A 15885-nucleotide genomic window follows, 5' to 3' on the forward strand; every position below is an offset into this window, starting at 1 on the left:
CTCATGACCTATTGCGCGATCGATTTCGGCACGTCGAATTCAGCGGTCGCATTGCCCGACGGGGCATCGATCCGGCTCGCGCCGGTCGAAGGCAGTGCCACCACGCTGCCGACCGCTGTCTTTTTCAACACGGACGAGGACGAGCAGGCCTACGGGCGTGCCGCGCTCGAGTCTTACATCGACGGCTTCGACGGCCGCCTGATGCGCTCCATGAAGAGCATTCTCGGCTCGCCGCTGGCTGAGACGAGTACGGACCTGGGCGACGGTTCCGCGATCCGCTACGTCGACGTCATCACGCTGTTCCTGCAGCATCTGAAGCAGAAGGCGCAGGCCGTTTCCAGCACGCCTATCACGCGGGCGGTGCTGGGCCGTCCGGTATTTTTCGTCGATGACGATCCGCGCGCCGATCAGCTCGCCCAGAACCAGCTTCAGGCAGCGGCGCAAGCCATTGGTCTGACGGATATCCACTTTCAGTACGAACCGATTGCCGCCGCTTTCGACTACGAAGCGCGCCTGACGAAGGAAGGGCTGGTGCTGGTCGCGGATATTGGCGGCGGCACGTCAGACTTTTCGCTGGTGAGGGTCGGGCCGGCGCGCGCCAAGCTGTTGTCGCGAAAAGACGACGTGCTCGCGCATTACGGCGTCCATGTGGCCGGAACGGACTTCGACCGGCGTGTGGAACTCGCGACAATCCTTCGCGAACTCGGCTATCAGTCGATAGCGCCGGAAGGCCGCGAGGTGCCGAACCGAGTCTATTTCGACTTGGCGACCTGGCATCTGATCAACACCGTTTACGGGCCAAAACGCGTCAACGAACTGCAATTGATGCGGCATCTCTATAGCGACTCGAAGCACCACGACCGCCTGATGCGCGTGGTCGAGCGTCGTCTTGGACACGCGCTGGCGTCGCACGCGGAGGCCGCGAAGATCGAAGTGGCGGCGGGCGGTGAGACCACTATCGGAATGGAAGAGGTGGAAGAGGCGCTGCGTATCGGGTTCAACGAACAGCAGCTCATTGACGCGGGCCTGGAAGAGACGCGGCGGATCGTGGCGGCGGCGCGGGAAACGGTGCACCGCGCGGGCGTCGCGCCCCAGGATGTGGGCGCGATCTACTTCACCGGCGGATCGACCGGTCTGGGTTTTCTCTCGCAATCGCTCTCCAATGCGTTCCCGGAGGCTGAAGCCGTGTTTGGCGACCGGCTGGCCAGCGTGGCGACCGGGCTCGGTATTTATGCACGCCGGCTATTCGGCTGATCGGTAAGTGAACGGTGACTGAGTTTTCGCCGATCGGTATTGCTTGCTATCACCGTCCGGTCAGTCATTTAAAGTAATTTCTCATTAATTACTGATAAACCCGGGATGCAAAAAGAAAAACCCCGCGAATGCGGGGTTTTCTCTGCTATTCAAACGGCAATAAAACTCAGGCCGGCTTGATGTTGGCAGCTTGCTTACCCTTCGGGCCTGTCTTCACTTCGAAGCTTACCTTCTGGTTTTCCTGAAGCGTCTTGAAGCCTTCCACGCGAATTTCAGAGAAATGTGCGAACAGGTCTTCGCCGCCGCCGTCCGGCGTGATGAAGCCAAAGCCCTTTGCGTCATTGAACCACTTGACGGTACCGGTTTCCATGTTACTTGTTCCTAAAGATGTTGAATAAGGCCGAAGCCCGAATGTGCATGAAAATCAAGGAAGGGGCAATGGGACAACCGGAGTACCGTGATGGGCGAACTACGAAAGACCAATTCACTCGCCACTTGAAATCCTGCAAGAAGGTTTATACGGCGAATCAAACCCAAGGTCAAATAATATCCGACTGTAAACCGGGGTTTTTTGAGATGTTTTCGCGACATCCTAACGTCATATTACAAATCTTTCGATCGATGTTTTCTGCTTGAGTCGGACTCGTCCAAACCTCAGTCGTAACAGATAGAGCGTTATGCCGGCACACCCGTTAAACTACGCGCCACGTTGGGGCAGGGCATGAATATAGGCTCTGGCTCCGTATTATCCCGCATAAGGTATTTGAAAGTTTTCTGACTGAAGGAGATGGTGTGAAAAGTTCTATTCAACGGAACATTGGGCCGGTTGCGCTGCTGCTAACCGGTCTGGGCTCCATCATTGGTTCGGGCTGGTTATTCGGCGCCTGGAAAGCAGCCAAGATTGCAGGTCCGGCGGCTATCGTCGCATGGGTTATTGGTGCTGTCGTCATACTTGCCATTGCTCTGACTTATGCGGAACTCGGCGCAATGTTCCCGGAGTCTGGCGGAATGGTCCGGTATGCACGCTATTCACATGGCGCGCTGGTTGGATTCGTCAGTGCCTGGGCAAACTGGATTGCGATCGTTTCGGTGATTCCGATTGAAGCGGAAGCATCGATTCAATATATGAGTACCTGGCCATATCAATGGGCCCATGCACTTTTTGTCGATGGATCGTTAACGCCGGTCGGACTCGGTTTATCGGCATTATTAGTGATCGTATATTTCCTCCTGAATTACTGGGGCGTTAAATTATTCGCCCGCGCCAATTCCGCTATTACCGTATTCAAGTTCATTATTCCCGGCGCGACTATTCTTGGTCTTATGCTGACCGGTTTTCATAGCGAGAACTTTGGTACGAGTTCGAGTTTCGCGCCTTACGGCTGGTCCGCAGTCTTGACTGCGGTTGCCACTAGCGGAATCGTATTCAGCTTTAACGGTTTTCAGAGTCCGGTGAATCTCGCTGGAGAAGCGCGCAATCCGTCAAAGAGTATTCCATTCGCCGTGATCGGCTCGATCCTGCTCGCACTCGTGATTTATGTATTGTTGCAAGTGGCGTATATCGGCGCGGTCAGTCCTGGCGACGTGTTGAAAGGCTGGGGCCAATTCAACTTCGCATCGCCATTCGCGGAACTCGCGCTGGCGCTTAACCTCAACTGGCTCGCGTTTCTCCTTTACGTCGATGCATTCGTCAGCCCGAGCGGTACCGGCACGACCTACATGGCGACCACCTCGCGCATGATTTACGCAATGGAGCGCAACAACACGCTGCCGAAGATCCTGGGCTACGTCCATCCGCTCTACGGTGTCCCGCGCCCGGCAATGTTCTTCAACCTCGGCGTCGCGTTCGTCTTCATGTTCTTCTTCCGCGGCTGGAGCTCGCTGGCGGCGGTGATTTCGGTCGCGACCGTGATTTCGTACCTGACCGGCCCGGTGAGCCTGATGGCGTTGCGCCGCGCGGCCACGGATCTGCATCGGCCGCTGATGATCAAAGGCATGAGCATCATCGCGCCGTTCGCATTCGTGTGCGCGTCCGAGGTGTTGTATTGGGCCAAGTGGCCGCTGACCGGTGAAATCATCCTGTTGATGGTGGTCGCGTTGCCGGTGTATTTCTACTATCAGTTCAAGACGGGTTTCCACGAGTGGGGCGATGACTTGAAGGCGGCATGGTGGCTGATCGTGTATTTGCCTGCGATGGCCCTTGTTTCGCTCATCGGCAGCAAGGAATTCGGCGGACGCGGATTATTGCCGTACGGCTGGGATATGGCGTTGGTGGCCGTCATGGCGCTGGCGTTTTATTATTGGGGCGTGCAAACCGGGTATCGGACCAAATATCTCGATGAACGCGAAAGCGATGAAGATATCCTCGCCGAAGTCGGTGCGTGATAGCCGGCTCGTAAAACCCCGCTATCTCAATTAAAAAAACCCGCTTGAGCAATCAAGCGGGTTTTTTATTTCTGTTCGTGGCAAATCACCGCATTTTGTGGGGACTCAGGCGTCGCTGAAAACGTAATTTGTCATGGCCAACGTTTTCTGAAATGTACCGAGCGACTGAATACCGAGTTCGAAATCATCGCCAGCGGCTCCTAGCGCGCCGAAAATCGGCAGCAAATGTTCGTCGGTCGGATGCATCAGCACCGCGTGCGGCGCCTGTTTCCGATAGTCCAGCAAGGCTTCGATATCCCGTTTCTCCAGTCGATCCTCAAACCAGTCCGTGAATTCGGTCACGCGCGGATCGGCGTCTTCCGGCCGCGCGCTGAAATCCGCGGTCCGCAGATTGTGCGTGATCTGTCCCGAGCCCACGATCATCACGCCGTCGTCCCTTAGTGCTCGTAGCGCGCGGCCCACGCGATAGTGGTGCGCCGGGTCGAGACGCGGCTGGATGGATAACTGCGCGACCGGAATGCCCGCGTCAGGAAACATCAGCAGCAGTGGCACCCAGGCGCCGTGGTCAAGGCCGTGTTCAGTGATCGCCGACGGAATGCCCGCTTGGGTCAACAGCGTCGCGGCTTGCTTACCGAGTCTTGGCGCGCCCGGCGCGCGATACTGGATCTCGTAAAGGGCGCGTGGAAAACCATGGAAGTCGTGGATAGTCTCGGGTTGCTCAGCGATGCTTGCAACCGGCTGTGCCGTGCCCCAGTGCGCGGAAAGCATGAGGATTGAACGCGGGCGCTCGAAGCGCGTCGCAAACGAGGCGAACTCGGCGGAAGGCATCGACGGGTCGATCGGCAACGTGGGAGCGCCGTGGGAAATGAAAACGGTCGGAAGGCGGGTCATGGCAGCGAATCTCTGAAAGAGGGGTTACCACGACTATAAAGACGGTCGCTGCGTTGATAAACAGCCGGCGAGGCAATGAATTGTGTCGCCGGTGTTGTTAATTATCCGTATCTTTCAGTCCCGGCCACGCTGCCGCAATCGGATTGCCAAGCGCGAACATGTCGATCACGCGTTCGACCGTCTGATCGACCATTTCATCGATAGAAGCCGGACGATGGTAGAACGCCGGCAACGGCGGAAAAATAACGCCGCCCATTTCGGTGACCGAGGTCATATTGCGCAAATGCGCGAGGTTGAACGGCGTCTCACGCACCATTAGCACAAGGCGGCGGCGTTCTTTCAGCACGACGTCGGCGGCGCGGGCGATCAGATTGTCCGATAGCCCGAGCGCGATGCTCGCCAGCGTTTTCATCGAGCAAGGCGCGACGATCATGCCGTCGGTCGCGAAGGATCCCGATGCGATGCTCGCACCGACATCGCGGACGTTGTGCACGACATCTGCCAGCGCATGGATGGTGGTTTTATCGAGATCCAGTTCGTGCTGGATGTTCAGCCAACCCGCGCTGGAGATCAGCAAATGCGTTTCGACGCCACCTAGGCGGCGCAGCGTTTCCAGCAGCCGGACGCCATAGATTGAACCCGTTGCACCCGTGATGGCGACAATCAGCCGTCGTGGCGCGGGTACTGCGGGTGCTACGGGCGAAGGACGTGCGGCAGGCAATCTCAGGCAGCGGCGAACAATTGCTGCAGTTCGCCCGATTCGTACATTTCCATCATGATGTCCGAGCCGCCGATGAACTCACCCTTCACGTAAAGCTGAGGAATGGTCGGCCAGTTGGAGAATTCCTTGATGCCCTGGCGGACGCCTTCGTCTTCGAGAACATTGACGGTCTTGATCTCGGTCACGCCGCAAGCCTTCAGGACCTGGATGGCGCGACCGGAGAAACCGCACATGGGGAACTGCGCGGTGCCCTTCATGAACAGCACGACCGGTGCTCCTTCGACGATTTCCTTGATGCGTTCTTGCGTATCCATGGCGTTTCCTGCGATGCGTTGTAATGCGGGGTTGATTTTGGGTCGAGCAGTGAGACATGCGCTACTTCAAGCGAAATTTCTCACGCTAACGTGTCTGAAATGATAGCGGATTTCATTCGGGGCGGCGCAAAGCGGTTGGGACGGCTTGCGGCCCGTCTGCAGTTGGTTGACGCGCGCGTCAAGCCGTGAAAAATCCGCCGCTGACACGTTCGATACCAGCCAGATCACGCTCCGAGCGTACGTCGGAAAAGCCGCGCGCCGTCAGCAGGGCGCGCACGTCTGCGGCCTGATCGTAGCCGTGTTCCAGCCAGAGCGAGCCACCCGTCGCCAGGAAAAATGGCGCTGTCTGGACGATTGTCCGGATCGCGGCGAGTCCGTCGGCTTCATCGGTTAGGGCGGTACGTGGTTCGAAGCGCAGATCGCCTTCGAAAAGATGAGGATCGTTCTGCGCTATATAGGGCGGATTGCTCACGATCACTTCAAAGCGCAGGGCGGGATCGAGGGCGTCTGTCCAGTTGCTTTCCAGCAGCGTGATTTCACCGCCCGGCCGGCCGGCATCAAGCAGCTTCGCTGCATTTCGCGCAGCAACCGCCAGCGCTTGCGTCGAACGATCGACCGCCCAGACATGCGCCTGCGGATGGGCCGATGCAATTCCTATCGCAATCGCACCGCTACCCGTGCCCAGATCGAGCACTCGCGGCGCTTCGACCCCGGCCATCTGTTCGAGCGCGATTTCCACCAGCAATTCAGTTTCCGGCCGCGGAATCAACACGTCCGGCGTGACCTCGAACTCAAGCCCGAAAAATTCCCGCGTTCCCACGAGTTGCGCGATCGGTTCGCCCGCCGCGCGTCGTTGCACCAACGCTTCGAAGCGCCCGACGTTCTCCTCAGCCAGTTCTTCGTCGTCGCGTGTGATCAATTCGGTGCGCCGCCAGCCGAGCACATGCTCGAGCAAGATCCGCGTTTCGAGCGCGGGCAGGGCAGACGCACGCATTAACCCGGCGACCGTCGTCATTCCGAATCGCCCAACGCTGCGAGCAACTCGGCCTGATGTTCGCTGACGAGCGCGGCAACCAGATCATCGATATCGCCATCCATGATCGCGTCGAGCTTATACAGCGTGAGATTGATCCGGTGATCCGTCATTCGCCCCTGCGGAAAGTTATACGTACGAATCCGTTCCGAACGATCGCCCGAGCCGATCAAACTCTTGCGCGTGGCTGCTTCCTTCGCGTGCTGCTCGTGATACTGCTTGTCCATGATCCGTGCGGCGAGCACCTTCAGCGCGCGATCCTTGTTCTTGTGCTGCGAGCGGTCGTCCTGGCATTCCACCACGATCCCAGTCGGCAAATGCGTCACGCGCACCGCTGAATCGGTCTTGTTGATGTGCTGGCCGCCCGCGCCGGAAGCGCGAAAGGTATCGATACGCAAGTCCGCCGGATTGATCACCACTTCGCCAATTTCGTCGGCTTCGGGCATCACCGCGACCGTACACGCCGACGTGTGAATGCGCCCCTGCGTTTCGGTCGCCGGCACCCGCTGTACGCGATGCCCGCCCGATTCGAACTTCAGCTTCGAGTACACGTTCTGGCCCGCGATCCGCACGATCACTTCTTTATAACCGCCGAGATCGGAGACGCTTTCCGACATCATTTCGACCGTCCAGCGATTGCGCTCGGCATATCGGAGATACATGCGCAGCAGGTCGCCCGCGAACAGCGCGGATTCATCGCCGCCCGTGCCCGCCCGGATTTCGATGAAGATATTGCGGTCATCGTTGGGATCTTTTGGCAGCAACATGGCTTGCAGATCGCGCTCGATAGCCACCATCCGCTCGCGCGCCTCGCCAATTTCTTCTTCGGCGAAATCGCGCATGGACGGGTCGGAGAGCAATTCCATGGCGGTGGTTTCGTCGTTCGACGCCTGCCGCCACAACGCGTATTGCTCCACAACCGGCCCGATTTCGGCGTTTTCCCGCGTGATCTTCCGATACTGATCCATATCGGCGGTCACATCTTCACGGCTCATCAGGTCATTGAGTTCGGCCAGCCGGGTAGTCAGCTGGTCGAGCTTGTTTTGCATGCTCGTTTTCATGGAAGGCTGGAGCGAAGCTCCGGAGAGGACAGCGATCAGGAACGCGACCGCAAAGATGCTCGCATGCGGCGCAACTGCAGAAGAGACGAAAGAGGGGCGCTAAGTTTCCGACGGATCGGACGGATCGTTCGATCCCGACGGATGGCCGTGCTTGTAAAGTCCGCCCATCAGGTCGATGAGCTGGTCGCGATTCTCACGGCTGGCACGGCTGAGCGCGTGCGTGGGGCCGTGGATCAGCTTGTTGGTCAGCGACTGCGACAGCGCTTCGAGCACCGCCGCCGGGTCGTCGCCACGCGCGAGCATCTTGCGGGCACGTTCGACTTCGGCGCGGCGCATGGCGTCGGCTTGCGTGTGCATATGGCGGATCACCGGCACGATGCTGCGTGCGTCGAGCCATTGCATGAAGTTCTGCACACGGGTGTCGATGATCGATTCGGCCTGCGCCACCGCCGCTTGCCGGGACGCGCTGCCTTCGCGAACGATCGCGCCGAGGTCGTCGACGGTATAGAGGAATACGTCCTGCAGTTTGCCCACTTCGGGTTCGATGTCGCGCGGAACCGCGAGATCGACCATGAAAATCGGCCGATGGCGGCGCGCCTTGACGGCCCGTTCCACCGCGCCGAGTCCGATGATAGGCAATGTGGATGCCGTGCACGACACGATGATGTCGAACTCGTGCATGCGCGCCGGCAACTCGGAAAGCGGAATGGAACGGCCGTTGAAGCGATCGGCGAGCTTTTCGCCTCGTTCGGCGGTGCGGTTCGCCACCACGAGTTCGCGCGGCTTTTGCGCGGCAAAATGCGTCGCGCACAACTCGATCATTTCGCCCGCGCCAATGAACAGCACGCGTTGGCCCGAAATGTTTTCGAAGATGCGCTGCGCGAGACGCACGGCCGCAGCGGCCATGGAAACAGATTGCGCCCCAATTTCAGTTGTCGTGCGCACTTCCTTTGCAACGGCAAAGGTGCGCTGGAACAGCTGGTTCAGATACGTGCCGAGTGCGCCGGCTTCGGACGCTGTGCGCACCGCGTCCTTCATCTGGCCGACAATCTGCGTCTCGCCAAGCACCATGGAATCAAGCCCGGAGGCGACGCGAAACGCATGCCGCACCGCTTCTGACTGCGGCAGCGCGTAGACATGCGGCGCGAGCTCGGAGACCGGCAGGTTGTGATACTTGGACAGCCAATGGATGGCGGCGTCGCGGGCGGCTTTGTCGTCGGTGGCGCAATACAGCTCCGTGCGGTTGCACGTCGACAGGATCGCGGCTTCCGGTGCAGTTTTCCCCAGCGACCCCAGCCACAGATCTTTCAGCGCGCCGAGCGCTGGTTTGATCTGTTCGAGCGGAAACGCCACGCGTTCGCGCAAGGCGATAGGCGCAGTGTGGTGGTTGATTCCGATCGCGAGGAGCTGCATGTTTTGGGCCTGATCCGATGGCCTTGTGGGACCTTGGAATTTAGCCCGATATTATAGCCTTTCGCGGATTTCTTCATTTCCGGCCGGGAAACCCAAGCCAGACAAGCCGCCCGGAATGCCGTCCGCTTCAATCCGGTCCAGTTGGTAACCGTAGCCGTACAGCGGCGTCAACCGGTAACCGTTGTCGGGCCGGAGATGCAATTTCGTGCGCAGGCGGGACGCGTGGGTATCGAGTGTCCGCGACGCCATGTCGCTCCCTCGCGGCCACACCACTTCCATGATGTGTGCACGCGAGACGGCGCGCGAGAGGTTCGTGAACAGCAACCGGGCGAAGCGGAACTCCTTCGGCGTGAGCAAGACCCGCTGATCCACGAAACTCACGCTCAATTCCGACGCGTTGAACCGATACTCGCCGAAATGCTCGGCGGCGGGCGTACGAACCGCGCTACGCCGCGCCAGTACTTCAACGCGGGCGGCCAGTTCAACGCAGCGGACGGGTTTGGCGACGCAATCGTCAGCGCCGGCTTTCAGGCACGCGACCATATCGGATTCGCTCTGGCTCGCCGCGATCAACACGATGGGAAGCTGCGGCGCCAGTTGCCTGACCCGTTCGATGATTTCCGCGCCGATCATGTCGCGCGTTTCATTGGCGGCGATCAGCAAGTCGAATGTGTCGTACCTCATCCGATCCAGCAGCACGGGCGCAGTGGGGAAGAAATGGCAAAAATGGCCGTCCAGGACAAGCGTCCGGCGGATGAGTGCGGCGTGCTGAACGTCCGCGTCGATGATGGCGATTCGCATGATTTCCGACGCCGCCGCGCGCGCTGAGAGCGGGCCGGGCGGCGCGGCACTTGCTTGCCATCGCCATTCCAGCCCCCTAAACTCATTCGCTACGCTGCAAACGCCTTCCAGACCTTCTAGGTTTACAGAACCGAAAATGCTAGTTCACGAATCCGATTCAACCCATAGGTTTAGTCCTAATTCCGCTGGAACGCGCCGCTAATGGGGTGGCCTGGCATCGTATTTCTCGGTTTGGTGGTCGGGCTGGCCGGCGGGTGGCTGCACCCGTTGCGGCGTTTGGTCTCAAGGCCATTCGGCCGGCTATGGGCGGCGGGACTCGCGGGCATGGCGGCGGCGATAGTCGCAAAAATGCTCGGCAACATCACCGGCGCATTCCACGATGGCGACTCCCTTGAATGGCTTGCGTGCGCGTTGTTGGCGCTGGCCGCCGTGACCGTCACGGTGGGACTGGCGGCACGCCGTTGATCTTATGTTCGACGTAACAAAAAAATTCTGCAGGTGACTCCATGAACGATCGACTGAATTCCCCCGATGGCCAGACTTTCGCCCGGCGTATCGAATTGCTGCGCGGCGCCATGGCGCGTGAGGCGCTGGCCGCCGTGCTGGTGCCGTCGTCGGACCCGCACATCTCCGAGTACCTGCCGGAGCACTGGCAGGGGCGGCAGTGGCTATCAGGATTCACCGGCTCGGTCGGAACGCTGGTCGTGACCGCCGATTTCGCCGGCGTGTGGGTCGACAGCCGGTATTGGACGCAGGCCGAGGCGCAACTGGCAGGGACCGGCATCGCGTTGATGAAGATGATGGCCGGGCAGCAATCCGCACCGCATGTCGACTGGCTCGCGGAGAATGTAGCGGCCGGCGAGACGGTGGCCGTCGATGGCGCCGTGCTCGGCGTGGCGGCGGCGCGGGCGCTGAAAGATGCGCTGACGGCGCGCGGGATCGTCTTGCGCACGGACCTGGATCTGCTCGATGCCGTCTGGCCGGAGCGGCCGGGTTTGCCGTCGGAGCGTGTGTACGAACACGTCGCGCCTCAGGCGAGCGTCACGCGTCCGGAAAAGCTGGCGGAAGTCCGGCGTGTGATGCGCGAGAAGGGCGCGCAGTGGCATTTCATCTCGACGCTCGACGATCTCGCGTGGCTGTTCAACCTGCGCGGCGCCGATGTCACCTATAACCCCGTCTTCGTCGCGCACGCGTTGATCGGACTGGATGACGCAGCATTGTTCGTCGGCGATGGCAAGATTTCCGCTGATCTCAAGGCGTCGCTGCTGACGGAGAATGTGCGCGTCGAGCCGTATTCCGATGTTGCCAATGCGCTTGCCGCGTTGCCCGCGGGCTCCACGTTGCTCATCGATCCGCGCCGGATCACGTTCGGCTCTCTTGAGAAAGTGCCGCCCGAGGTGAAGATCGTGGAAGCGGTGAACCCGTCGACGTTCGCCAAGTCGCGCAAGAGCCCCGCCGACGCCGCGCATATTCGCGCGACCATGGAACAGGACGGCGCGGCGCTCGCCGAATTCTTCGCGTGGTTCGAAGATACGCTTGGGCGCGAGACGATCACGGAACTCACCATCGACGAAAAATTGACGGCTGCGCGTGCGCGCCGGCCCGGTTTCGTGACGTTGAGCTTTGCGACTATCGCCGGCTTCAATGCGAATGGCGCGATGCCGCATTACCGCGCGACCGAAGCCTCGCATTCGGTGATCGAAGGCAATGGCTTGCTGCTGATCGATTCGGGCGGTCAATACCTGAGCGGTACGACGGACATCACGCGCGTCGTACCTATCGGCACGATTACGGCTGAGCACAAACGGGATTTCACCATCGTGCTGAAAGGGACGATCGCGTTGTCGCGGGCGCATTTCCCGCGCGGCATCCGTTCACCTATGCTCGACGCCATCGCCCGTGCGCCCATCTGGGAAGCCGGCGCGGATTACGGACACGGCACGGGGCATGGCGTCGGTTATTTCCTGAACGTGCACGAAGGCCCGCAGGTCATCTCGCACTACGCGCCGGCCGAGCCCTACACGGCCATGGAAGACGGCATGATCACGTCGATTGAACCAGGGCTTTATCGGCCGGGAAAATGGGGTATTCGCATCGAAAACCTGGTGATGAACGAGCCCGCCGGCAAAACCGAATTCGGCGATTTCCTCAAGTTCGAAACGCTGACGCTGTGTCCTATCGACACACGCTGCATCGACCTGGCCCTGCTGCGCGACGACGAACGCGCGTGGCTAAACGACTATCACGCAACGGTCCTCGAACGCGTCTCGCCGCATGTGTCCGGCGCGGCGAAAGCGTGGCTCGAAAAACGCACGCAAGCAATCTGAACGGAGCGGCAAACGTATGGCGATCAAGGCAGTGGTGTTTGATTTCGGCGGCGTGCTGATCGACTGGAATCCTGAGTATGTGTACAGCAGGCTGATTCCCGATGCCACCGAACGGCGCTGGTTCATGGACAACGTGGTCGCGATGGACTGGGTGCTGCAGCAGGACGCGGGGCAAACCATCGCCGACGGCAACGCTGAATTGATCGCCAGGTTTCCCGAGCATGAAGCCCTGATCCGCGCGTTTTACGAGCGCTGGCAGGAAATGGTGGCGGGCGTGCTGGAAGACGGAGTCGCGTTGGTCGACAAGCTCGAAGCCGCGGATGTGCCGCTTTTCGGGCTCACCAACTGGTCCGCCGAAACTTTCCCCTGGGCATGGGATCGGTTTCCGGTGCTGCAGCGATTTCGCGAGGTGGTTGTGTCGGGGCGCGTGCTGGTCGCAAAACCCGATCCGGCGATTTTCGCGTTGATGTGGGCTGAAATTGAAAGGCATCTTCCGGGCATTCAGCCGCAGGAAGTCGTTTTTATCGATGACAACGCGAAGAACATCCGGGCTGCCACCGCGCTTGGCTGGAACGCCGTGCATCACACGAACGCCGAGCAGACCGAAGCGCGCTTGAGGGCGCTCGGTTTGCCCGTGTGATTACTTTCCGAATAGATGTTTCAGCGTGTCGCCGATGCTCTTGACCACACCGCCGGCGTTCTTGGCCACGCCTTCGGTGTTCACGCCAACCACCTTCGCGAAGCCCGCCGCCAGCTTTTTCATCAAGCTTTCGTTGAGCGAAAACTTGGGGTCGCGCAGATCGCCGTCGAGTTCAAAGTCCAGCTTGATCTGATCGTGATTCTTCAGCGCTGCGATCGCGAGCTTGGTCGGAATGCTGAGGAAGGTGTCGAGCGAATTGCCGCTATCCGATAACTGCAGCCGGTTCAGCGTGATCGAACCCGGCGCGTGGATGCGGTAGTCGTGCACCGTGGCATCGAGCGTAAGGTCAAGCGTGCCGCCCGTGATGCTGGTCTTCGCGCCCGCTTTCCTCAGCAGATACGGATCGAGCGTAGTAATGTCGACGTTGCGCAAGGTCGTGTGGGTCTGCGAATCCTTGTTCGCGATTTTTATCCAGCCGTTGAACGCGACCGTGCCCGTGTGCGACGGTCCTTTGATCGACCCGGTCATGTCAAGCATGGTCGGTTCGGCGAGCGCGGGAAGATGCAGGTTGTCGACGTTGGCCCGCGCGTCGGCAATCAGGATCCTGTAGGGCGGCGTTTGCACGGATTCATCGAAGAACTCCATCGCGCCGCGCTCGAATGTGACGTGGTCGATCAGCCTGTCTTCCTCTGCGTGTGCGGCGGCTTCGCTTGAACCGGCCTGAGCCTCGCGCGTCGACTGCCGGAGATTGGGCAGCAACTCGACGTGGCCATCGGCGAAACGCGCAACGGAGAGATAAAACCCGTCCACCGTCACATGGCGCAGATGCACGCGGTTGCTCAGGAGGGCGCGCATATCGACGTTCAGCGTCACGCGCTCGGCGCGCAGCGTGTCGTCCGTGGGCCAGCCTTGCGGTCCCCGCAGACGCACGCGGCTCAGCGTGATGCGCGCATAACCCACGTCGATATCTTCCACGGAGCCGAGCGGCCCGAGTGTTTCGAGCACGCGCGCCTTCATTTCATGCGCGACGAAAACCCCGCCGCCGACCACCGCCAACAGCAACACCACGATGACCGCGCCCGCCCACAGCGCCACGCGTTGCGCCTTTGTAACCGCCATCCCGATGTCCCCCATCCAAGCCGCGCGCGGGCGGCGATCCGGTGCGTTGTTGTTGGCCTTGCCGTGCTTATCGGACGATTGGCTTATAGCGCAGGCGTTTCGGCTTCGCCGCTTCTTCGCCCAGACGATTACGCTTGTCGGCTTCGTACTCTTGATAGTTGCCGTCGAAGAAGGTCACTTGCGAATCGCCTTCAAACGCGATGATGTGCGTCGCGATCCGGTCGAGGAACCAGCGATCGTGCGAAATCACCATCACCGATCCCGCGAATTCCAGCAACGCGTCTTCGAGCGCGCGCAGCGTTTCGACGTCCAGGTCGTTCGACGGCTCGTCCAGCAGCAGCACGTTGCCGCCTTCAATCAGCGTTTTCGCCAGATGCAGGCGGCCGCGTTCACCGCCCGAGAGCGCGCCGACGGTCTTTTGCTGATCGCCGCCCTTGAAGTTGAAGCGGCCGATATACGCCCGCGACGGCGTTTCGTACTTGCCGACCGTCAGTACATCCGCGCCGCCCGAGATCTCTTCGAACACGGTCTTGTTGGCGTTGAGCGCATCGCGGCTTTGATCCACGTAGGCCAGTTTCACCGTCGGACCCGTGACGATTTCGCCCGAATCCGGTTGTTCCTTACCCGTCAGCATGCGGAACAACGTGGATTTCCCTGCGCCATTTGGCCCGATAATTCCGACAATCGCGCCCGCCGGGATCTTCATGTTGAGGTTATCGATCAAGAGCCGGTCGCCGTAAGCCTTGCTCACGTTCTTGAACTCGATCACTTCATTGCCCAGTCGGTCGCCGACAGGGATGAAGATTTCCTGCGTTTCGTTGCGCTTCTGATATTCCTGGCTGTTGAGTTCCTCGAACCGTGCGATCCGTGCCTTCGACTTCGCCTGGCGTCCCTTCGGGTTCTGGCGCACCCATTCCAGTTCTTTCTTCAGCGCCTTCTGCCGCGCCGATTCCGTTGATTCTTCCTGCTTCAGCCGATCCTGCTTCTGGTCGAGCCAGCTGCTGTAGTTGCCCTTCCACGGAATGCCGTGGCCGCGGTCGAGTTCGAGGATCCACTCGGCGGCGTTATCGAGGAAATAGCGATCGTGGGTGACCGCCACGACCGTACCCGGATAGCGCGTCAGGAATTGTTCGAGCCAGTCCACCGATTCTGCGTCCAGGTGGTTGGTCGGTTCGTCGAGCAGCAGCATGTCGGGCTTTTGCAGCAGCAATTTGCACAGCGCCACACGACGCTTTTCGCCGCCCGACAAGTGTTCGATTTTCGCGTCCCACGCGGGCAGGCGCAGTGCGTCGGCGGCGACTTCGAGTTGTTGCTCGGGCGTGCCGCCGTCGCTGGTTGCGAGGATGGCTTCGTATTTGGCTTGCTCGGCGGCGAGGGCGTCGAAGTCGGCGTCGGGTTCCGCGTAAGCCGCGTAGATGGCGTCGAGCTTTTTTTGCGCGCTGAAAACTTCGCCGAGGCCATCTTCAACGGCTTCGCGTACCGTTTGCTGCGGATTGAGTTGCGGTTCCTGCGGCAAATAGCCGATGTTCAGGTTCGGCATCGGCGTGGCTTCGCCTTCGATGTCCTTGTCGACGCCTGCCATGATGCGGATCAGGGTCGACTTGCCGGAACCGTTCAGGCCGAGTAGGCCGATTTTGGCGCCGGGGAAAAACGACAGCGAGATGTCTTTCAGGATCTGGCGCTTGGGCGGCACGATCTTGCCGACGCGGTTCATGGTGAAGACGTATTGGGCCATTTGCGGATTCGGTTGTCTTGAGGTTTGCGGTTTTACGGCGGGCTTCGGCCGGGCGGCTGTTGGTTCTTAAGCCTCTGCCGGGAAGCCCCTGGATTCAGTACGCGACGATGCGTCTCCCGCAGCGCGCGGGAAGTGACGACATTGTACTTCGATGAATATGGCTGCCTGGCGGGCGTTTATCGGCTTTGATG

Annotated in this window: 15 protein-coding genes; 5 read left to right on the forward strand and 10 right to left on the reverse strand. The window is 60.2% G+C overall.

The features are described from left to right. The first annotated feature begins 3 nt into the window (after positions 1–3). Positions 4–1254 carry an Hsp70 family protein gene (locus tag HB376_RS35990; protein WP_213768468.1) on the forward strand — a complete coding sequence of 417 codons (1251 nt, stop codon included), beginning with the start codon at positions 4–6 and terminating at the stop codon, positions 1252–1254. 166 nt (positions 1255–1420) lie between these two features. Here the strand turns inward: HB376_RS35990 and HB376_RS35995 are convergent, their stop codons facing one another. Continuing rightward, on the reverse strand, positions 1421–1624 hold the full coding sequence (locus tag HB376_RS35995; protein ID WP_158937752.1) for a cold-shock protein: 204 nt from the start codon (positions 1622–1624) through the stop codon (positions 1421–1423). Positions 1625–2046: 422 nt separating this feature from the next. Here HB376_RS35995 and HB376_RS36000 point away from each other — a divergent pair, with 422 nt between their 5' ends. Next, entirely contained in the window at positions 2047–3639 is a 1593-nt protein-coding gene (locus HB376_RS36000) for an amino acid permease (RefSeq protein ID WP_213768469.1), read from the forward strand. A gap of 105 nt (positions 3640–3744) precedes the next feature. On the opposite strand, the gene HB376_RS36005 is transcribed toward HB376_RS36000, so the two are convergent. From HB376_RS36005 to HB376_RS36035, 7 genes are all read right to left on the reverse strand, one after another. Then, a complete protein-coding gene (locus HB376_RS36005; RefSeq protein ID WP_213768470.1) occupies positions 3745–4530 on the reverse strand; it encodes a class III extradiol ring-cleavage dioxygenase in 786 nt (261 codons plus the stop codon). Between the two features lie 97 nt (positions 4531–4627). Beyond that, entirely contained in the window at positions 4628–5251 is a 624-nt protein-coding gene (locus HB376_RS36010) for a UbiX family flavin prenyltransferase (protein ID WP_213768471.1), read from the reverse strand. Between the two features lie 2 nt (positions 5252–5253). Further along, positions 5254–5565, reverse strand: a complete 312-nt coding sequence (gene grxD, locus HB376_RS36015) for a Grx4 family monothiol glutaredoxin (protein ID WP_213768472.1) — start codon at positions 5563–5565, stop codon at positions 5254–5256. A gap of 178 nt (positions 5566–5743) precedes the next feature. Beyond that, positions 5744–6580, reverse strand: coding sequence for a peptide chain release factor N(5)-glutamine methyltransferase (gene prmC / locus HB376_RS36020; RefSeq protein WP_213768473.1), 837 nt, complete (start codon positions 6578–6580; stop codon positions 5744–5746). Next, positions 6577–7659 (reverse strand): peptide chain release factor 1, encoded by a 1083-nt coding sequence (gene prfA / locus HB376_RS36025; protein ID WP_213768474.1) that lies wholly within the window; start codon positions 7657–7659, stop codon positions 6577–6579. Before prfA ends, prmC begins: the two co-directional genes overlap by 4 nt. Positions 7660–7758: 99 nt before the next feature. Then, positions 7759–9072, reverse strand: a complete 1314-nt coding sequence (hemA, locus tag HB376_RS36030; RefSeq protein WP_213768475.1) for a glutamyl-tRNA reductase — start codon at positions 9070–9072, stop codon at positions 7759–7761. A 51-nt stretch (positions 9073–9123) separates the two neighbouring features. Next, positions 9124–9873, reverse strand: a complete 750-nt coding sequence (locus HB376_RS36035) for a response regulator transcription factor (protein WP_213768476.1) — start codon at positions 9871–9873, stop codon at positions 9124–9126. 201 nt (positions 9874–10074) lie between these two features. Between HB376_RS36035 and HB376_RS36040 the strand changes: the two genes are divergently transcribed. From HB376_RS36040 to HB376_RS36050, 3 genes are read left to right on the forward strand one after another with little or no spacing between them, the layout of a single operon-like run. Further along, on the forward strand, positions 10075–10338 hold the full coding sequence (locus tag HB376_RS36040) for a hypothetical protein (protein ID WP_213768477.1): 264 nt from the start codon (positions 10075–10077) through the stop codon (positions 10336–10338). A 41-nt stretch (positions 10339–10379) separates the two neighbouring features. Beyond that, positions 10380–12200, forward strand: coding sequence for an aminopeptidase P family protein (locus HB376_RS36045; protein ID WP_213768478.1), 1821 nt, complete (start codon positions 10380–10382; stop codon positions 12198–12200). A 16-nt stretch (positions 12201–12216) separates the two neighbouring features. Then, the gene (locus tag HB376_RS36050) at positions 12217–12840 is read left to right on the forward strand and encodes an HAD family phosphatase (RefSeq protein ID WP_213768479.1); all 624 of its coding nucleotides are present in this window, start codon (positions 12217–12219) and stop codon (positions 12838–12840) included. Here HB376_RS36050 and HB376_RS36055 read toward each other — a convergent pair whose 3' ends face one another. Further along, a complete protein-coding gene (locus tag HB376_RS36055; protein ID WP_213768480.1) occupies positions 12841–13959 on the reverse strand; it encodes a DUF748 domain-containing protein in 1119 nt (372 codons plus the stop codon). Positions 13960–14026: 67 nt separating this feature from the next. Next, a complete protein-coding gene (gene ettA / locus HB376_RS36060) occupies positions 14027–15694 on the reverse strand; it encodes an energy-dependent translational throttle protein EttA (protein ID WP_213768481.1) in 1668 nt (555 codons plus the stop codon). Positions 15695–15885: the final 191 nt, after the last annotated feature.

Source organism: Caballeronia sp. dw_19, assembly GCF_018449515.1.
GTDB lineage: Bacteria > Pseudomonadota > Gammaproteobacteria > Burkholderiales > Burkholderiaceae > Caballeronia.